This is a genomic window from Campylobacter rectus (assembly GCF_004803795.1).
GTDB classification, from domain to species: Bacteria; Campylobacterota; Campylobacteria; order Campylobacterales; family Campylobacteraceae; genus Campylobacter_A; species Campylobacter_A rectus.
The window spans coordinates 2,265,505-2,280,123 of record NZ_CP012543.1 but is presented as its reverse complement, the minus strand read 5'-3'; the positions used below and the strand labels follow the sequence as shown (position 1 = coordinate 2,280,123).

Sequence of the window (14,619 nt, the reverse complement as noted above, 5' to 3'; positions counted from 1 at the left end):
TCCTCATTTTACGTCTTGAGAGTCTTTTATTTCCAAAAGAAGCTCTTGTTTGGTTTTTTTGTTCTTTAACGCATCCAAAACCGCTTTTCTAAAGTCGGGAATGTTTCCCATTGGGCCCTTTAGCGATACCAGCGCTTTTCTTAGTTCCAAAAGTTGATTGATCTCCGGGATTTGCTTTGCTATGTTGTCCGGAGAAAAGTCTTTCATATTTGATATTTTAAGCTCTATGTTGATTTCATCCGAGCCCAGACCTAGTTTATTTTCTACGGCAAAATTTGCTTTTATATCCATTTTTTGCATTACTTGGTCAAAATTGATTTTATTTATGGATACCACTTCTCGGTCTTCGACCGGAGTGTCGTTGCGGCCGGTCAAATTTGCCATAACCATCAGCTTAAGCGGCAGCTCCACATCGGCTTCTTGGTTGTTCGTTTTGGTTTTATATGTTATGTTTATGCGTTCTTTGGGTGCGACGGAGTTCTTGGTCATATTGCGTCCTTGGTTTGAATTTAAAATTAACCTCTAAATTATATTTAAAAAAATATTAAATCCTATTTAAGTATTTTAGTGGCTCCTAACTTTAAAATGATTTCGCCTTTTTATATATGTCGGAAAGATACTCTTTGAGCTCGGTATTTTCTATAAAATTTACTATTTGAGCGTATATGGTTTTTGCATTACTTTTCATACCCTTGCCGGAAAAAGCGCTCGCCATCAAAAGCATCGAGTTTAAATTTTCTCTTGAGTTGTTGGTCGTATTTTTGGCATTTATGTCCATTAAAATTTCATTTATATCTAAATCATCGATATTTTTGTCGGAAGTATTTTCTTGTTTGGCACCCTTTTGATTCATAAAAAAATCAAAGGTTTCCTTTGGGCACATATCTTCCGAGCTTTGAAATTTTAATTTTCGTATATCTATATGGATGTTTAAAAATACGGCAACTTGTTCCGATATAAAATTTTCTATAAAAGATAGGTTGTTTTTTGCTAAAAATTTACAAAATATCATTAATCCATCGATCCAAAACGGATTTAAAGCCAAATTTTGCATAAAAAGTCTTAAATTTTCTAAATTTAACGATTCGATATTTTTAATGTTTATGATCAAATTTTGCTCAGGATATCTAACGGGCGTGATAAAATCGTTGCTTGCCGGCAAGGCCTTAATCCTGCCCCATAAAGCCTGCATAAAAATAGCGTAAGCATTTACGTTTCGCAAATCGTCTTTAAGGAGTTCAAGCGATAAGTTTATAAAAAAATCTCTATATTCCCTATCGTTTATGGATTTAATATCCGTATGAGCCGAAAAATTCAAAGAAGCCGCGGTATGCGCATTGCTTTGAACCTGGTTGGCGACTTGCGTCTGCGTCGGTCGCTCGCTTTCGTATTCGGACTGCTTTGACGTATAAGCCCGGACATCGATACTTGCAAATTTGTGGTTTATGTTTTTTCCCAGTTCGTTTAGCAAAGAGACCATAGAATCGACAAAATTTTGCGGACAATTTAAATTTTGTTTATTTAATTCTTCTATAAAGCCATCCAATGAATTAATAAAAATTTTTCTCTTTGTCGCCAGCAGTTTTTCCGTTTGGCCAAGTCTTTGCGGATCATCTTTGAGCGCTTCTAAAAAAGATTTTAGAACATCTTTTAAAATTTCATAGTTTTTAGGCAAATTTATATTTGTCGCCGCTATACACAAATAGCTAAAAAATTTCGTATCGAGAGAAAACGATTGTAAAATTTTATAAGAACAATCAAAAACTCTATCCCATTTTATGGTTTCGTGAGCCAATGTTTTGTATTTAGACATCTCGCCTTGCAGCTCGTCCAAAAAAGCATCATCGGAAAAATTTTTATTAAATTCATAATATAACCGCATCTAAAACCTCTATACTTAAATTTTTCGTAGTTATTATTAGCTAAAATCATAAAATTATTTACCTTAATAGTATTTTAAAATTACTTCGATATACTTGTATATAGATACTATTCAAGGGTTATTAATATGTTTAAAAAAGTGTTTTTAGCAGCTATTTTTACAGTATTTATCGTGGGTTGCGGTCAGATACAAGTCGGTATAAACAATATGCCTAATTCAAATTTAAATAATCGCGGCGATAATGTTCCGATAACGGTCATAGTTTATCAATTGAGCGATATTAAGAAATTTGAAGAGGCCACCGAGATGGAGCTCATAACAAAAGAAAATGAAGTACTGGGAAGGGACAAGATAGATTCCATTAAACTTCAAATTCAGCCAAATGCCAATACGGCTATTGTAAAAATAGACAAAGAAAACGTTCCTTATGTTGGCGTATTGGTGCTTTATGCCGATCAAGGAAAAACTAAAATCAAGGAATTTAAAAAGACTTCCGACGTAAAAGAAGGCTATTTAATATTTAGCATATCGGATAAGGACATAAAAGCTTTGAGCGCCAAATCCTTGGTTGTAAAAGAATAGACGTAAAGATGGCTGAAAATTTAAAAGTCGTTTGGTATAACGGGATGAATGTGGATAAAATTCATTTCGAACAACAAGAAAGATATCTTGAGAGAAATATAAATTTAAAGACTATTTCTTCTTTTTCTAACCTTTATGGTGTTTTGGATATTCAAATTTCAAATGAACTGCTGGAGCAAGGAAAAATAGGGCTAAGGAGTATTTCCGCTATCGCTCAGGACGGATCGGTATTTAACGCTCCGGAGGAAGACGAGCTTCCGGAGCCTCTAGAAGTAGAGTTTGATTCGTTGTCCTCATCCATAATAGTCTTGAAAATACCTATGGGTAATCTGGTAGTCGATGTTAGCCTCCAAAACAGCATAACTAGCTCTAAATTTAAAGCAACTAGAGCGCTTATTAGCTCTAAAGTTCATGACGATGCCAGCGTTGACGTGCTTAAGGATTTGAGCGACGAAGAGGAGTATCTACTGGGATCAGCCTTTGATCAAGACAAAGAAAGTATCGTTCTTGCTAGTCTTAAAACAAATTTGGGAGTTTTGGGTAGCAAAACTCCGTATGAGCTTGAGATACCGATTTGTAAAATACAAAATATAAATTCTAGCAAACAAATAAAACTGGACGATAAATTTATTCCGACCTGCCTCGACATAAGTAGGCATCCGTTTATAAGACAGTTTATCGATGAGATGATATATGCGACAAGGCAACATAAGCAGACTTTTTTAAGTATATTCAAGGGTATAGACCAATCGAAAAATACTCTTGATTTTACTACCTATTTAACCTTAAATATGCTAAAAAAATGGAGCCTGAACTTCGCGTCTATAGCAAATAGACAAAAGTTTCATCCTGAATTTTTGTATGAAAAGTTAGTTGATTTTCAGGCTGATTTGATCGCTTTGAGCAATGATGATAGTTTTAGCGATTTTATAGCTTATAAACACGACGACCTGAGCGCTACCTTTTCGCTGCTAATTAATAATATAAGGCTATTATTTTCCAAAATCATATCCCCTAAATACGTCATGGCCCGCATCATATCAAATGCTCACGGGTTTTTTGATTGTATGTTTGATAACGCAGGTATTATCGAAAAAGGCGAGCTATTTTTGGCTATCAGCTCTAGCGTCGGTAGCGATTATTTGCTTAAGAATTTTAAAGAACAGTGCAAGATTCATACTCAATCCAACATCAAAAATATAGTAGCGTCTCAGCTTAATGGTCTTAATGTCGAGCAAGTTTCAATTATCCCGACTACTCTCCCGAGATTAAACGGATATGTTTATTATAGGCTAGACAAGAACGACAAGCTGTTTAAGTCTTTTGTCGGAGAGAATATTATCAGCGTATATGTCACGAATAATATAACAAACCCGGATATAAAGATGTGGGCGATACTATAAAATTTAAAGGTCGATAAGTGCAAAATAAAGATAACTCCTTTTCTATATTGTTTGAGAGTAAGCTCCATGGGCTAGGAACAAATCAAGCCCTAGATCACATATTGCCTCTTTTGCTTCTTGCCAATAGAATGTCAAAGATACAAAGCATTTCCCAAGAACAAATGGTTAGCTTAAAAGAAAAATTGACCAACGATATACTCAGCATAAGCTCGAAATTAGCTAGCCTTAGGATTTATGACGAAGACGATATTACTAGGCTCAGGTACTGCGTATGCGTTTTTATAGACGAAAGCCTTATGAAAAATGAAATTTTTATGAATAGTTTTTGGGCTAACAATACCCTTACTATTAGACTATTTAACGAAAATTTAGGCGGGAATAAATTTTTTGGCATAATGGATAAATGGTTTGAAAACCCTACTAAAAACAAAGATCTTTTGGAAGTTGTTTATGCTTGTTTAACTCTTGGATATAGGGGCAAATACGACCTGGAGAATGATTGTAACGAAAAGATAGGATATCTTTGCGAAAGTATAGCGTCAGCTATCGCTCCTTTGATAGGTAGCGAGGAAGAGATACTATTTAAAAAAGCTTATACCCCCTCTAAACCTGACAATATACTGAAAAATTTTACTTTTGGTGGAGCTAGAACTTTGACGATACTGGCGGCCTTGGCGGCAGTTGCACTTTCGTTTATATATTCAATTTATACCTTAGATAAAGAAAATATAAAAAATAATACGAGTATTAACAACAAAATAGATATTTTTATGAGAGATTCCAATACGAAAACATAATCTAGCTAATGAGTTATGCATTTTGTTTTTAAATTTTCCCGTGCGTAATCCGTCTAAAATAAAACAGCAATTTATTGTGCGGTTAAGTTAAAAATCTCGATACAAATTTTCATACGGTGATTTTAAAGATTATAAAGCTTTTAAAAAATCTTAATTTGCTACTCCTCTTCTTCCTTTCTATCCTTAGGCAATACCAAATGACCATTCTCGTCAATGAGCGAGTATTGGATCAAGACTATGTAAATTAGGTCATGGATACGATATTTATCAAAATCGCCAGTATAATCATCATATTTTCTTAAAAACTCAGCATAAGGAACATTATCTGTTTTTTTTATATGTGTTATTTCTGGAGTAGATCGAATTATGGGTACGTATTTTAAGGTGTCCTCAAATACTTCTTTAAATTTTTCATAGTCCTCATCGTAAATTTTCTTAAATAGTTCCTTATCGTTCTTATAAAGCATTAAGGCTAGTTTAGTAGTGTAGGTTCGGTAGTATGACTTTATACAGTTAATAGTCATATGTATATAGCCAGGTCCCACATCGGGGTTTGGATAATTTTCTATGGAGCTTATGTAGTCTTTTTGGCTATATATCATACACTCTTTTTGGGTTTTTCCTATCCTCTCTCTAGCTATCTTCCTGGCTTTATCTTTTAAATTTGGGCTTTCTTTCACTATTAGATTATAAAGATCAGCAAAGTAGTTATCTCTAAAAGAGTTATAGCTTGACTGGCATATAAAATCTTCCAAAGAGTATTTTTTAAATTTATACTTTCCTTTGGTGTTATAGCAAGCAAAGCTTGGTTTGCTCTCTGAGCCATAGTCGTTTGTAGAATTTATAATCCAATCTAGCTGCCCAAGCTCTTCTGCTCTTTTACTTGCTTTGCTTGGAGTTAAAGGCTCAAATGGATATAAATTTTGCCACATAAACGCAAATGCTAGTAATAAAATTTTAAATTTCATCTCTTATCCTTTTATTTAAATTTCTTAAATATATTTGCTTCTCGTATGCGTTTATACAAATTTGCCAAAATGATTAATTATAAAAAGAGCTATTATAGTATCACGGATACTCAAAGCCAAATTCATACTCTTTTAAAACTCCGTCAGAAAAGATAAACTTTTCGTAGTAGAGCGGCATATCAAATTCTTGCAAGAGTTTGCTTTGGCTTTGCCCGGTGATGTAGGTGGCAATAGAGGTAGTATTTTCTTCTTGTAGATCGGTTGGCTTGCCTAGCTTCTTTAAAATTTGCTCTTGTTTTTCGCCAAGTTTGATACCTGAATTTGTAGCAAATTCTTTTAGTTTGCTGAAATTTATATTTCCTTCAGTTAAATTTTTATCAAAAAATTTGACATTTATCCTTTGAATTTCGCCACTACTGCCACAGCAAAAATCAAGCGTCATAATCTGCGTTTTAGACAAATTTACAAAGCTTGCCTTTTCGCCATCCAGAAAGTATTTGATATTTTTTGAAGCTAAATTTTTGGTAAATAAAATTTTACCTACTTTGATTTTGTCTATGCTTGTTGTGCGCGGCAAATTTTCACTAGCTGTTAAATTTAGAAAACCTAAAATTAGAGATAGTATTAAAAAGTGAAATTTATTCATCTTTATTAAAGTTGCCCCAGCCGTTGCTAAGATATTTTGGATTTGGGCTAAATTCTCCGGCCCCCATGTCAAGATCGCCGCTATTTGGTATCCTGTAATGACCCCGCGCGCACGGCCTTGTTTGCACCTTGCTCACCTCGCACTCTCCACAAAATAAATTATTTGCGTACAAATCCTCATCTTCTGATATATCGTCGTATAGCAATTTTTTATCGTTGTCAATGTACCATCTTATCAGCATGCGGCCTTTAGCTTGAAATTTTTCTGCTTCGCCTTTTAAAAAATAGGTCGCTAAGGCTATGCCTTGGGCATTGATTTTGCCTTTCATAAAATCATCAACGCCGTAGTTAAAATTTGTATATTTTCTTATTTCAGATATTTGAATTTCGCCGTTAAACGATTGAGTTTTTCCGGCTATTTTGTAGTTGCCAGATACTATATATTTTGACCTTGATATCTTTTTAACGCTGTCAAAATTTATATGTAGCCTATGATAATCAGCTCCGACATAGCCCAAAAATTTTGTACGCTTGTCAGCCAAAATGTTAGAAAAATCAAATTCGTCAAATTTGTCTTCTTTGGCAAAATGTGCTTTGTTATCTAAAAAGCCATTAAAACACTGCTCGGTAGTTTGCTCTGCAAAAAGAGAAGGCGACATAAATACCATTAGCAAGAAAAGAATTATTTTATTTATAGTCTTCATATTTTTTAACAAGCCATCACTGGTATCTATTTTGTAACTTTTTATAAAATTTATCAAACGCTGTGAGCAGCTCTTTATTTGTCATCTCAAGCTTAGATGTAAATTTATTTTGATCTATCTCTTGTATATTGTCGCTCTTAAAAATAGTTTTTCCTTGTCTTGAAATGGTCAAATACACTGTCCTGTCTGGCATTATATCGCCATAAATTTCACAAGTTAAGATAAAAAATCTAAAAATCATTGCTCCTCCTCTTCTTCCTTTCTATTCTCAGGTAATACTAAATGACCGTTTTTGTCTATTAGGGAGTATTGGACTAATACTATGTAAATTAGGTCGTGGATACGATATTTATCAAAATCGCCGGTATAGTCATCATACTTTCTTAGAAATTCAGCATAAGGCCTATCGTCTGTTTTTTTAATGTCTTTCAAGTCTCTAAAAGAGTAAAGTATGGGCACATACTTTAAGGTATCTTCCAATACCTCTTTAAATTTTTCGTAATCTTCGCCGTAAATTCTCTCAAACAGCTCTTGATCATTTTTATAAAGCATTAAGGCTAGTTTAGCCGTATAGCTTCTATAGTATGATCTAGTGCAATGAATAGAATTACCAACGCTATAATTATATTTAATTTGTACTCTAAAGACTTTAGAATATCCTTCTATACACTCTTTTTGAGTTTTGCTTATCCTCTCTCTAGCTATCTTTTGGGCTTTATCTTTTAACTTCGGATTTTCTTTAATGATTAGATTATAAAGATCGCTAAAATAGTTATCCCTAAAGGCAATAAATTTTGACTGGCAAATAAAGTCTTCTAAAGAGTACTCTTTAAATTTATACTTTCCTTTAGCATCAGAACATTTAAAGCTGGGAAATATCTTAGTGCCATAATCGTTAAAAGAATAGTCATCTCCGGTAAAAAAATTATTATCAACCTGCTCTAATTGTTCAATAGCCTTTTCACTAGCCTTGCCGGGCATTAAAGGCTCAAATCCATATAAATTTAAGCCTATCATCAAGCTAGTTAATAATATAGTTTTAAATTTCATCTCTTGTCCTTTTATTTAAATTTCTTAAATATATTTGCTTCTTATATTGCCAATACCTTACTTATTCTTATAAAAAATTTCTCTCATTTTATTAAGCAATTCTGGCGTGACTTCATTTATATATATCTTATCCTTTTCATTGGTATATTTATAATATATTTCTGCCTTATCAAATATTTCTTTATCGCTATTTTCATCTATGCGTCCAAATTTCCAAACATATTCATACAAATAAAAATCTGATTCTAGATACTTAAACGACATATAAAAATCTACTATGTTGCCAAGTCTATCCTGATTGCCGCCTCTAAATTCGATAATATCCTTTTTAGCAGAAACTTCTTGCATCGATATATTGTTATAACAAAAATGCCATTTCTTATCTTTATATTTTGAAACGATAACAGCACACTCTTTTACATCTATCGCTCGCCCTAGACTATCTTCATTATAGTCACGCAAAATTTTTACAGAGTAGTTATTGTTGTCTATTTTAAAATAATAATTAGATATATCTTTGTGTTTAAAATTTGAAATTTCATCTTTTCCCATACCATTGCAAGCTAACAATTTTTTGTTTAGTTTGTCGCATGCTTCAAATTTTACTACAGCTTTCTTGTTTTCATCGGCATCTATTCGCAAAGGCGAGAGAACATCCTTGTTCTCGTATGTATACTCATTTGCAAAATAAGCCAGATTTTCACCGTATTTGTCCTTGTCTGTTTCTAGGTCAAAATTTATATATTTATCCTTTGCTATTTGTTTGGTGTTTAAATTTACTCTTACAAAATTTAAATTATAAGTAAAAACTTGCGCAAATAAATCACCGTAAAGAGATGATATAAAAAATATAAATAAAATTTTTTTCATATGATGTTTTCGGTTATAAATTACTCGTGTAAATTTCAAGTATAAGATTAATTATCTTCATATACTAACTCCTTTATATGTCAATAACCCAGTATGACTTTTGCGTAAAATTTATTTTAATAGTACATTTCTATATTAAATTTGGGTATAACGATTTTATTTTTTCCTATTTTAAAATTTTTCATCAGCGGAGAATTTGCGGGTTTTACATAAAAAGTAAAATTTTTAATATCCATACACTCATCTTGATCCTCATCGTCTCCAATACAGTTCGCAGTATAGATCGCCTTTCCTGTTAATAGATTATAGTCTAGAGTCTCGACTTTTTTGCTCTTGTCAAGATGGGTTATCGTAGCACCTACTACTTTCCATATCTTATCTTTTTTATCATATCTATATTTATGTAAATACTGCCAAGTAAAACGTCCTCCGCCTCCATCGTGGCTTACAGATATCACTCTGTTTGACACGGATAGCTCTGCAAACGGATCACCCATAGCACCGCCATCATCGCTATTTATTACTATGTTGTCAAAGCTGTGCCATAGCTTCCATTCGCTTGAATTATTTTGTTTAAAAATTTGCAGCATTCTTTGACCGTCGTTATTTTCGCTTATGAGGACTTTTTCTTCTATGTTATCGCCGTCCAGGTCGCCAAAAACGGTAGTTAAGGACGATTTTTGAGGATGAGCGGATAATAATTTGTCAAATTTTAAATATTTACTATCGCAATCTTCGAAATGAATATATTGATTCATAGAATTTCCATAGTTTTGTATAACAAGAGTGTCATTTTCATATGCTGCTTGAAAATTTTTAAATTTTACATAAAATTCACCCTCGCCGTTACTTTTTATATTTGATATATATCCTTCTGATTTTGTTTGATTATTATCGACTATCCTATAAAAATATCCTGTTTTGTTAGCATTTGCGATTTCTATCGAGATATTGCAAGGCTCGGTCTTGTAAATTCCAGTCAAATTTATATCTTTGGCGCAGGCATTATGTATCGTAAAGATCAACAACATAAAATAAAAAATAACTATTTTATTTATCATATTTATATCCGCTATTTGTTTTTAAATTCTTAAGCATATGTCGCATTATACTCATTAATAAAGGCAAAAACCATATCTCTTTAATCTTCCCATTCTTAAATTTATATTTTCTTTCGCTGGATAGTTTTCCGATGTTTTTAAAATTTGATTCGCCATCGTTAGTTAGAGCGCTCTTATGTGGTTTATCTATTATCAAAATAGTTTCATCAGTGACTTCAAAATTTGGCTGCTTGCACACCAATCTACCTCACCTTGAAATTTGACCTTGTCGTCATCCTTCTTTTCAAAAATTCTTAAAGGCTCACGTCCGCTGCAGGTGGCATAGTTTTGTACGTCTTGAAATATCCGCACTTCACTATGATTAAATTTGGTATAAAAGATCAAATTTGCTCCAAATTCATACTCGCATTCTTGACTATAAATTTCTTCACCATTTATTTTTTAGAGCATTTGCTATTACTGCTATAAGTTTCTAAATTTAAATTTTGAGCATTAGAAAATATATCTAAAAATAGTAATAGATATAAAAGCCTAGTTTTTGTCATGATTTTTCCTGTCCTCAGGTAACACCAAATGACCTTTTTCATCTATTAGGGGGTATTGAGTTAATAAAACATAGCTTGCATCCCAACAATGATTATATCCAAAACTTTCAATATCGTAGTCTTTGTATTTTTCTTTAAAATTTTCATAAAGTCTTATGTTTTCTTCTTTTTGCTTTGCGCTTATGCCTTCAAATTTAAGATAATATATAGAAAGAGTATCTTTAAATACCTCTTTAAATTTCTCATACTCTTCACCATAAATTCTTTTAAATAGCTCTTTATCATATTCATAAAGCATTAGCGCTAGCTTTGCTGTAAAGTGCCTATATTTTTTGCTTATGCAACTTATACTTTCAGATACAAATAAAGCCTTGCTTTCTATAAAACTATAGTCATACTCTTTTTTTGAGTATCTTATACACTCTTTTTTGCTATCCTTTATCCTCTCCCTAGCTATCTTTCTGGCTTTATCTTTTAACTTCGAATTTTCTTTAATGATTAGATTATAAAGATCAGCAAAGTAGTTGTCTCTAAAAGAGTTATAGCTTGACTGGCATATAAAATCTTCTAGGGAATATTTTTTAAATTTATACTTTTCTTTGGCATCGTAGCACTTAAAGCTTGGTGGGATACCATGACTGCCATAGTCCATTGTGGGATCAAGCGGATAGTCGTTTATCTGCAAAAAGTCAGAGTCAAATTTTCTCATAGCTTCATCTGGAGTTAAAGGCTCGAATCCATATAAATTTAAACCTATCATCAAGCTAGTTAATAATATAGTTTTAAATTTCATAATCGTTTTATTTTATAGGTGTATCGCAAGGCGTTCTTTTTGATATGCTTTTTAGCTTTTTCTTGCCGTTTTTGAGTGTCTTTAGCACAAAATACTCTTGCTTGCAAACATCTGTATCGAAATTTACATATCTAGCCATTAGAAGATCGCTATCCTCTCTAGTATAAAGTTTAGCAAATCCACCTATTTCACTATCTTTAAATAATGGTCTAGTTTCGGTATTGTCAAATTTATCCATACCTTCTATATTTACGGTCTTGCCTGCACTTAAATCTTCTACTGTTCTATAATAGCAACTAGTGCCACAACTATGCGTAACTATCATGTATTTACCTGCAAAATTTACGTAAAATTCTTGCTGATTGCTTACAAATTTACCAAATTTATCTCTATAAAGTCCCTCTTCATCCTTCTTGTAACTCTTTGGTATTTTTATTTCACCTTTATATACTTCTTTAACCTTGTATTTGTCAAATTTAGCTTCCAGTTTTTGCTCCAGCTTAGCGCCAAAAGCTGATGTGAGCAAAGCAAAAATAAGCATCATTATATTTAATTTCATAACATCTCCTTTAATCTAAAAATCTTTTAATCTCTTCATCATCTATAGCCAAGTCACTTATGTCTCTTTTTTCTAATTCCAAATGATACATATAGTACTCCATAAACTTTTCCATAGTTATGGTGCGTTGTCCATACGGAGAGTCTGGCATGCTAGCCCATTCATAATGTAGTCTTTTAAACTTATTATCTGTTCTACTTCTAACTGCCTCGTCAATTTTTTCATCTGCTATCAAATCAAGAGCATTTCTAATGTGTTTAATTAATATCAAGCAAGCTTTGTCCTGGTTAATAGGAGAAAAATCAGTAATACCATAGGTCCTTTTGTATTTTTTGAGAATCATATCCCAAGTGCTAGATTTTATCTGATATGCACCAGCAGCACTAGAATCAAGAGATTTTACATAATATCTTGGATGATCTGAAAAGTCTTTTCCATAATCTTTTGTGAATAACTTTCCGCCAACATTTATTTCGTATCCATTATTTCCATTTGTTCCCTCACCGTATTTTATAGCACACATAAAAGCTCTTATTCTTAGAATTCTAATGTCTCTATTTATCTCTACCTTTATAGCTACATCCCCATCCACCCACATACCTTTATCTACTCTGGTTAGGCTCTTTGATTCGTTAAACGAGCTTATGAATTTATCCATATTATCTTTACTCAGTAGATTGATACCGTATTTGGTATCTTGGTTTATGTTTGTTTGACCTGTTTGGGATTGGACCGGGTTTGTATTGCTTGGGTTTTGATTGTTTGCGGAATTCGCTTCATCTATGTAAATTCGATAGTTCTTATTTGTCTTCTCATCGGTTTTTAGCTCTTTGCTTAGCTTGTCGTCTTTATAGATATTTATATCTTTAGAGGCTATATCTTTATTTATATACAAGTAGCCGCTTTTATTTATCAATGCATCATTATAGTTTATACCGGCCTTAAACACCTTCTGCTTTATAGCATGCTCAAATTCATAGACGATTACTCTATCGTCTTTAAATTTGATATATAGAGGTATCTTTATATCCACCCTCATATGAGTCTTACCGTATCCGGTATTAAACTGAAATTTAGCTTCATTCGTATCTTTGAACTTATCGTTTTGTTTTTTCTTCTTGTCCGTTTCTTTCTCTTTCTTCTCTTTTTCTTTAAGAGCGGCAAAGAATATTATAGAGTGTCCTCCTTGTTTTAGTTTGGCCAGGTCGTCTTTGGTTACCACCTTTGAGATTTGGATCGTTATCTCTTTGCCTTTTATTAGACCTTCTTCTTTGTTTGATTTATTATCTTTCGTTTCTTTGATTCGTTCGTCTTTTTTATTCTTTAAGAGTATGACGTCTTTAGGATTTGATTTTGATGCTTCGTTATACTCTACGGTTTTTATTACCTTATATCCCCATACTACCTCTTTATACTTTTTGTTTTCGTTTCCTCGTTCGTCTTTTTCCTCTTGTTTATATATAGCCTTTAGGGTTATGTCCTCATTTGTTTTAAACGGATACTCGTTATCCGAGATAACGTTTATTATATTATCGGTTATATCTCTTAGAGAGGTTTTTCTTAGGTAGCAAAAGCTTTGGTTGTTTTTATCTTTATAGCTTAGAGATATTACCGCAGTATCCGAGCGTTTATGTATATCTTTGGTGGTATGGGTTTTACTTAGATCGCTTGAATATATTATGAGCTTGGTATCTTTTTTGTTTTCTTTATCTATGGGTATGTTAAACGTAGCCGTATATGAGTTTTTAAACAACGAGTCTTTGTTTTTGGTTATTTTAAAATTTTTACCCATCTTACTAAAATTTTACCTTTTCTATTTATATAGGCTATTTTTTGCCATATTTTATCCTTTGTTTCTTCTAAAATTATAACTTCGTCTCCTTTTATTAAATAATCTTTAGTTAAGCTATTTTCATCAGGGCTTAAGCACAGATATGTTTTATCTCGTATAGTATTTTTATTAAAATTAGAAACAAAAGACATCAATGCTTACTTTAAAATTTCTTTGTGTTTAAAGTCGCTATCTTTGCTTAGATATTTTTCATATTCTTCTATGTTTTTAGGATTTATTGTGTTACAACGAATAGCATTATCTATCTTGCCTTTGTTTTGTTTTTTGCACTCATTTGTATCTATAAAATTGATATTCTCACAGTCAAATAGATGATCTAAATCATCCTTTATACTCCTTTTTAACTCAATCTTTTCTTTTTGCCGATCCATTGTGTAATATAATTCATCTCCCTCCCACTCCAGCATACACGCTTCATCCGTTTCGTTTATCAAAATGCAGCCATTTTGCATATCTATAACCAAACAATGCACCTTATCTTTCCACAAAGGTTTTTCATCTTTATCATCAGAATATCCAGTAATATAGCCTCCCTCTAAAGCATCTAATATTACGTATCTGCCAGAACCAGACAAGATACTGCTACTAGGACCAAAGTAGTACGTGGCGTTATTGATGTATATCGTAGAATTATATTCTTTGCTAGAAAAGATTAGTTTCTTGTATAAATTTACCTCAAAATGTTCGTTTTTCTCAGATTCTTTAAATATTAAGAAGTTACCATTTTCGGATTTTATACTAGCTTCTTTGGCGTTTAAATTAGTCACTAAAACAAATAGCCAAAGTATAAATTTAATTATTTTCATATAGCTTACCCTTAAATATATTTGCTTCTCTTATGCGTTTATACGAATTTATTCTCTTTTGCTTATCTGCCTTCTTGTTCACTATGCTTGTTACTTTATTTA

Annotated in this window: 17 protein-coding genes; 3 read left to right on the top strand and 14 right to left on the bottom strand. The window is 32.4% G+C overall.

What is annotated here, in order from left to right; genetic code table 11:
- Positions 1–3: 3 nt before the first annotated feature.
- Both tssB and CRECT_RS11015 read right to left on the bottom strand, forming a co-directional pair.
- A complete protein-coding gene (gene tssB, locus CRECT_RS11020; RefSeq protein WP_002945782.1) occupies positions 4–489 on the bottom strand; it encodes a type VI secretion system contractile sheath small subunit in 486 nt (161 codons plus the stop codon).
- Between the two features lie 91 nt (positions 490–580).
- Positions 581–1,882, bottom strand: coding sequence for a type VI secretion system domain-containing protein (locus CRECT_RS11015; protein WP_002945779.1), 1,302 nt, complete (start codon positions 1,880–1,882; stop codon positions 581–583).
- Positions 1,883–2,008: 126 nt separating this feature from the next.
- Between CRECT_RS11015 and tssJ the strand changes: the two genes are divergently transcribed.
- Genes tssJ through icmH form a run of 3 tightly spaced genes read left to right on the top strand, consistent with a single transcriptional unit; the run spans position 2,009 to position 4,664 of the window.
- Positions 2,009–2,464 carry a type VI secretion system lipoprotein TssJ gene (tssJ, locus tag CRECT_RS11010; protein WP_002945786.1) on the top strand — a complete coding sequence of 152 codons (456 nt, stop codon included), beginning with the start codon at positions 2,009–2,011 and terminating at the stop codon, positions 2,462–2,464.
- Positions 2,465–2,472: 8 nt separating this feature from the next.
- Positions 2,473–3,867 (top strand): type VI secretion system baseplate subunit TssK, encoded by a 1,395-nt coding sequence (gene tssK / locus CRECT_RS11005; protein ID WP_002945767.1) that lies wholly within the window; start codon positions 2,473–2,475, stop codon positions 3,865–3,867.
- A 17-nt stretch (positions 3,868–3,884) separates the two neighbouring features.
- Positions 3,885–4,664 (top strand): type IVB secretion system protein IcmH/DotU, encoded by a 780-nt coding sequence (gene icmH, locus CRECT_RS11000; protein WP_039888599.1) that lies wholly within the window; start codon positions 3,885–3,887, stop codon positions 4,662–4,664.
- A 158-nt stretch (positions 4,665–4,822) separates the two neighbouring features.
- On the opposite strand, the gene CRECT_RS10995 is transcribed toward icmH, so the two are convergent.
- The 12 genes from CRECT_RS10995 to CRECT_RS10940 form a co-directional block, all read right to left on the bottom strand.
- A complete protein-coding gene (locus tag CRECT_RS10995; protein ID WP_002945777.1) occupies positions 4,823–5,632 on the bottom strand; it encodes a hypothetical protein in 810 nt (269 codons plus the stop codon).
- A gap of 100 nt (positions 5,633–5,732) precedes the next feature.
- Positions 5,733–6,278 carry a hypothetical protein gene (locus CRECT_RS12360; protein ID WP_198400779.1) on the bottom strand — a complete coding sequence of 182 codons (546 nt, stop codon included), beginning with the start codon at positions 6,276–6,278 and terminating at the stop codon, positions 5,733–5,735.
- On the bottom strand, positions 6,271–6,936 hold the full coding sequence (locus tag CRECT_RS10985; RefSeq protein ID WP_171992739.1) for a hypothetical protein: 666 nt from the start codon (positions 6,934–6,936) through the stop codon (positions 6,271–6,273). Before CRECT_RS10985 ends, CRECT_RS12360 begins: the two co-directional genes overlap by 8 nt.
- 61 nt (positions 6,937–6,997) lie before the next feature.
- Entirely contained in the window at positions 6,998–7,174 is a 177-nt protein-coding gene (locus tag CRECT_RS10980; RefSeq protein ID WP_157752399.1) for a hypothetical protein, read from the bottom strand.
- A gap of 44 nt (positions 7,175–7,218) precedes the next feature.
- Positions 7,219–8,031: a hypothetical protein gene (locus CRECT_RS10975; RefSeq protein ID WP_002945769.1), complete on the bottom strand. Its 813-nt coding sequence runs from the start codon at positions 8,029–8,031 to the stop codon at positions 7,219–7,221.
- Between the two features lie 57 nt (positions 8,032–8,088).
- Positions 8,089–8,901, bottom strand: coding sequence for a hypothetical protein (locus CRECT_RS10970; protein ID WP_002945784.1), 813 nt, complete (start codon positions 8,899–8,901; stop codon positions 8,089–8,091).
- Between the two features lie 116 nt (positions 8,902–9,017).
- Positions 9,018–9,932, bottom strand: coding sequence for a hypothetical protein (locus CRECT_RS10965; RefSeq protein ID WP_157752400.1), 915 nt, complete (start codon positions 9,930–9,932; stop codon positions 9,018–9,020).
- A gap of 561 nt (positions 9,933–10,493) precedes the next feature.
- Positions 10,494–11,267 carry a hypothetical protein gene (locus CRECT_RS10960; protein ID WP_039888601.1) on the bottom strand — a complete coding sequence of 258 codons (774 nt, stop codon included), beginning with the start codon at positions 11,265–11,267 and terminating at the stop codon, positions 10,494–10,496.
- Between the two features lie 40 nt (positions 11,268–11,307).
- Positions 11,308–11,859, bottom strand: a complete 552-nt coding sequence (locus CRECT_RS10955) for a hypothetical protein (protein ID WP_002946261.1) — start codon at positions 11,857–11,859, stop codon at positions 11,308–11,310.
- Between the two features lie 10 nt (positions 11,860–11,869).
- Positions 11,870–13,651, bottom strand: a complete 1,782-nt coding sequence (locus CRECT_RS10950) for a glycoside hydrolase family 24 protein (RefSeq protein WP_171992737.1) — start codon at positions 13,649–13,651, stop codon at positions 11,870–11,872.
- On the bottom strand, positions 13,630–13,842 hold the full coding sequence (locus CRECT_RS10945; RefSeq protein ID WP_124853118.1) for a hypothetical protein: 213 nt from the start codon (positions 13,840–13,842) through the stop codon (positions 13,630–13,632). Before CRECT_RS10945 ends, CRECT_RS10950 begins: the two co-directional genes overlap by 22 nt.
- A 6-nt stretch (positions 13,843–13,848) precedes the next feature.
- Positions 13,849–14,517 carry a hypothetical protein gene (locus CRECT_RS10940; protein WP_002946224.1) on the bottom strand — a complete coding sequence of 223 codons (669 nt, stop codon included), beginning with the start codon at positions 14,515–14,517 and terminating at the stop codon, positions 13,849–13,851.
- Between the last annotated feature and the right edge of the window lie 102 nt (positions 14,518–14,619).

Coding starts and splice junctions, on each gene's coding strand:
- tssB (WP_002945782.1), bottom strand. CDS start 489: ATGACCAAGAACTCCGTCGCACCCAAAGAACGCATAAACATAACATAT.
- CRECT_RS11015 (WP_002945779.1), bottom strand. CDS start 1,882: ATGCGGTTATATTATGAATTTAATAAAAATTTTTCCGATGATGCTTTT.
- tssJ (WP_002945786.1), top strand. CDS start 2,009: ATGTTTAAAAAAGTGTTTTTAGCAGCTATTTTTACAGTATTTATCGTG.
- tssK (WP_002945767.1), top strand. CDS start 2,473: ATGGCTGAAAATTTAAAAGTCGTTTGGTATAACGGGATGAATGTGGAT.
- CRECT_RS10995 (WP_002945777.1), bottom strand. CDS start 5,632: ATGAAATTTAAAATTTTATTACTAGCATTTGCGTTTATGTGGCAAAAT.
- CRECT_RS12360 (WP_198400779.1), bottom strand. CDS start 6,278: ATGAATAAATTTCACTTTTTAATACTATCTCTAATTTTAGGTTTTCTA.
- CRECT_RS10985 (WP_171992739.1), bottom strand. CDS start 6,936: ATGTCGCCTTCTCTTTTTGCAGAGCAAACTACCGAGCAGTGTTTTAAT.
- CRECT_RS10980 (WP_157752399.1), bottom strand. CDS start 7,174: ATGCCAGACAGGACAGTGTATTTGACCATTTCAAGACAAGGAAAAACT.
- CRECT_RS10975 (WP_002945769.1), bottom strand. CDS start 8,031: ATGAAATTTAAAACTATATTATTAACTAGCTTGATGATAGGCTTAAAT.
- CRECT_RS10970 (WP_002945784.1), bottom strand. CDS start 8,901: ATGAAAAAAATTTTATTTATATTTTTTATATCATCTCTTTACGGTGAT.
- CRECT_RS10965 (WP_157752400.1), bottom strand. CDS start 9,932: ATGTTGTTGATCTTTACGATACATAATGCCTGCGCCAAAGATATAAAT.
- CRECT_RS10960 (WP_039888601.1), bottom strand. CDS start 11,267: ATGATAGGTTTAAATTTATATGGATTCGAGCCTTTAACTCCAGATGAA.
- CRECT_RS10955 (WP_002946261.1), bottom strand. CDS start 11,859: ATGAAATTAAATATAATGATGCTTATTTTTGCTTTGCTCACATCAGCT.
- CRECT_RS10950 (WP_171992737.1), bottom strand. CDS start 13,651: ATGGGTAAAAATTTTAAAATAACCAAAAACAAAGACTCGTTGTTTAAA.
- CRECT_RS10945 (WP_124853118.1), bottom strand. CDS start 13,842: ATGTCTTTTGTTTCTAATTTTAATAAAAATACTATACGAGATAAAACA.
- CRECT_RS10940 (WP_002946224.1), bottom strand. CDS start 14,517: ATGAAAATAATTAAATTTATACTTTGGCTATTTGTTTTAGTGACTAAT.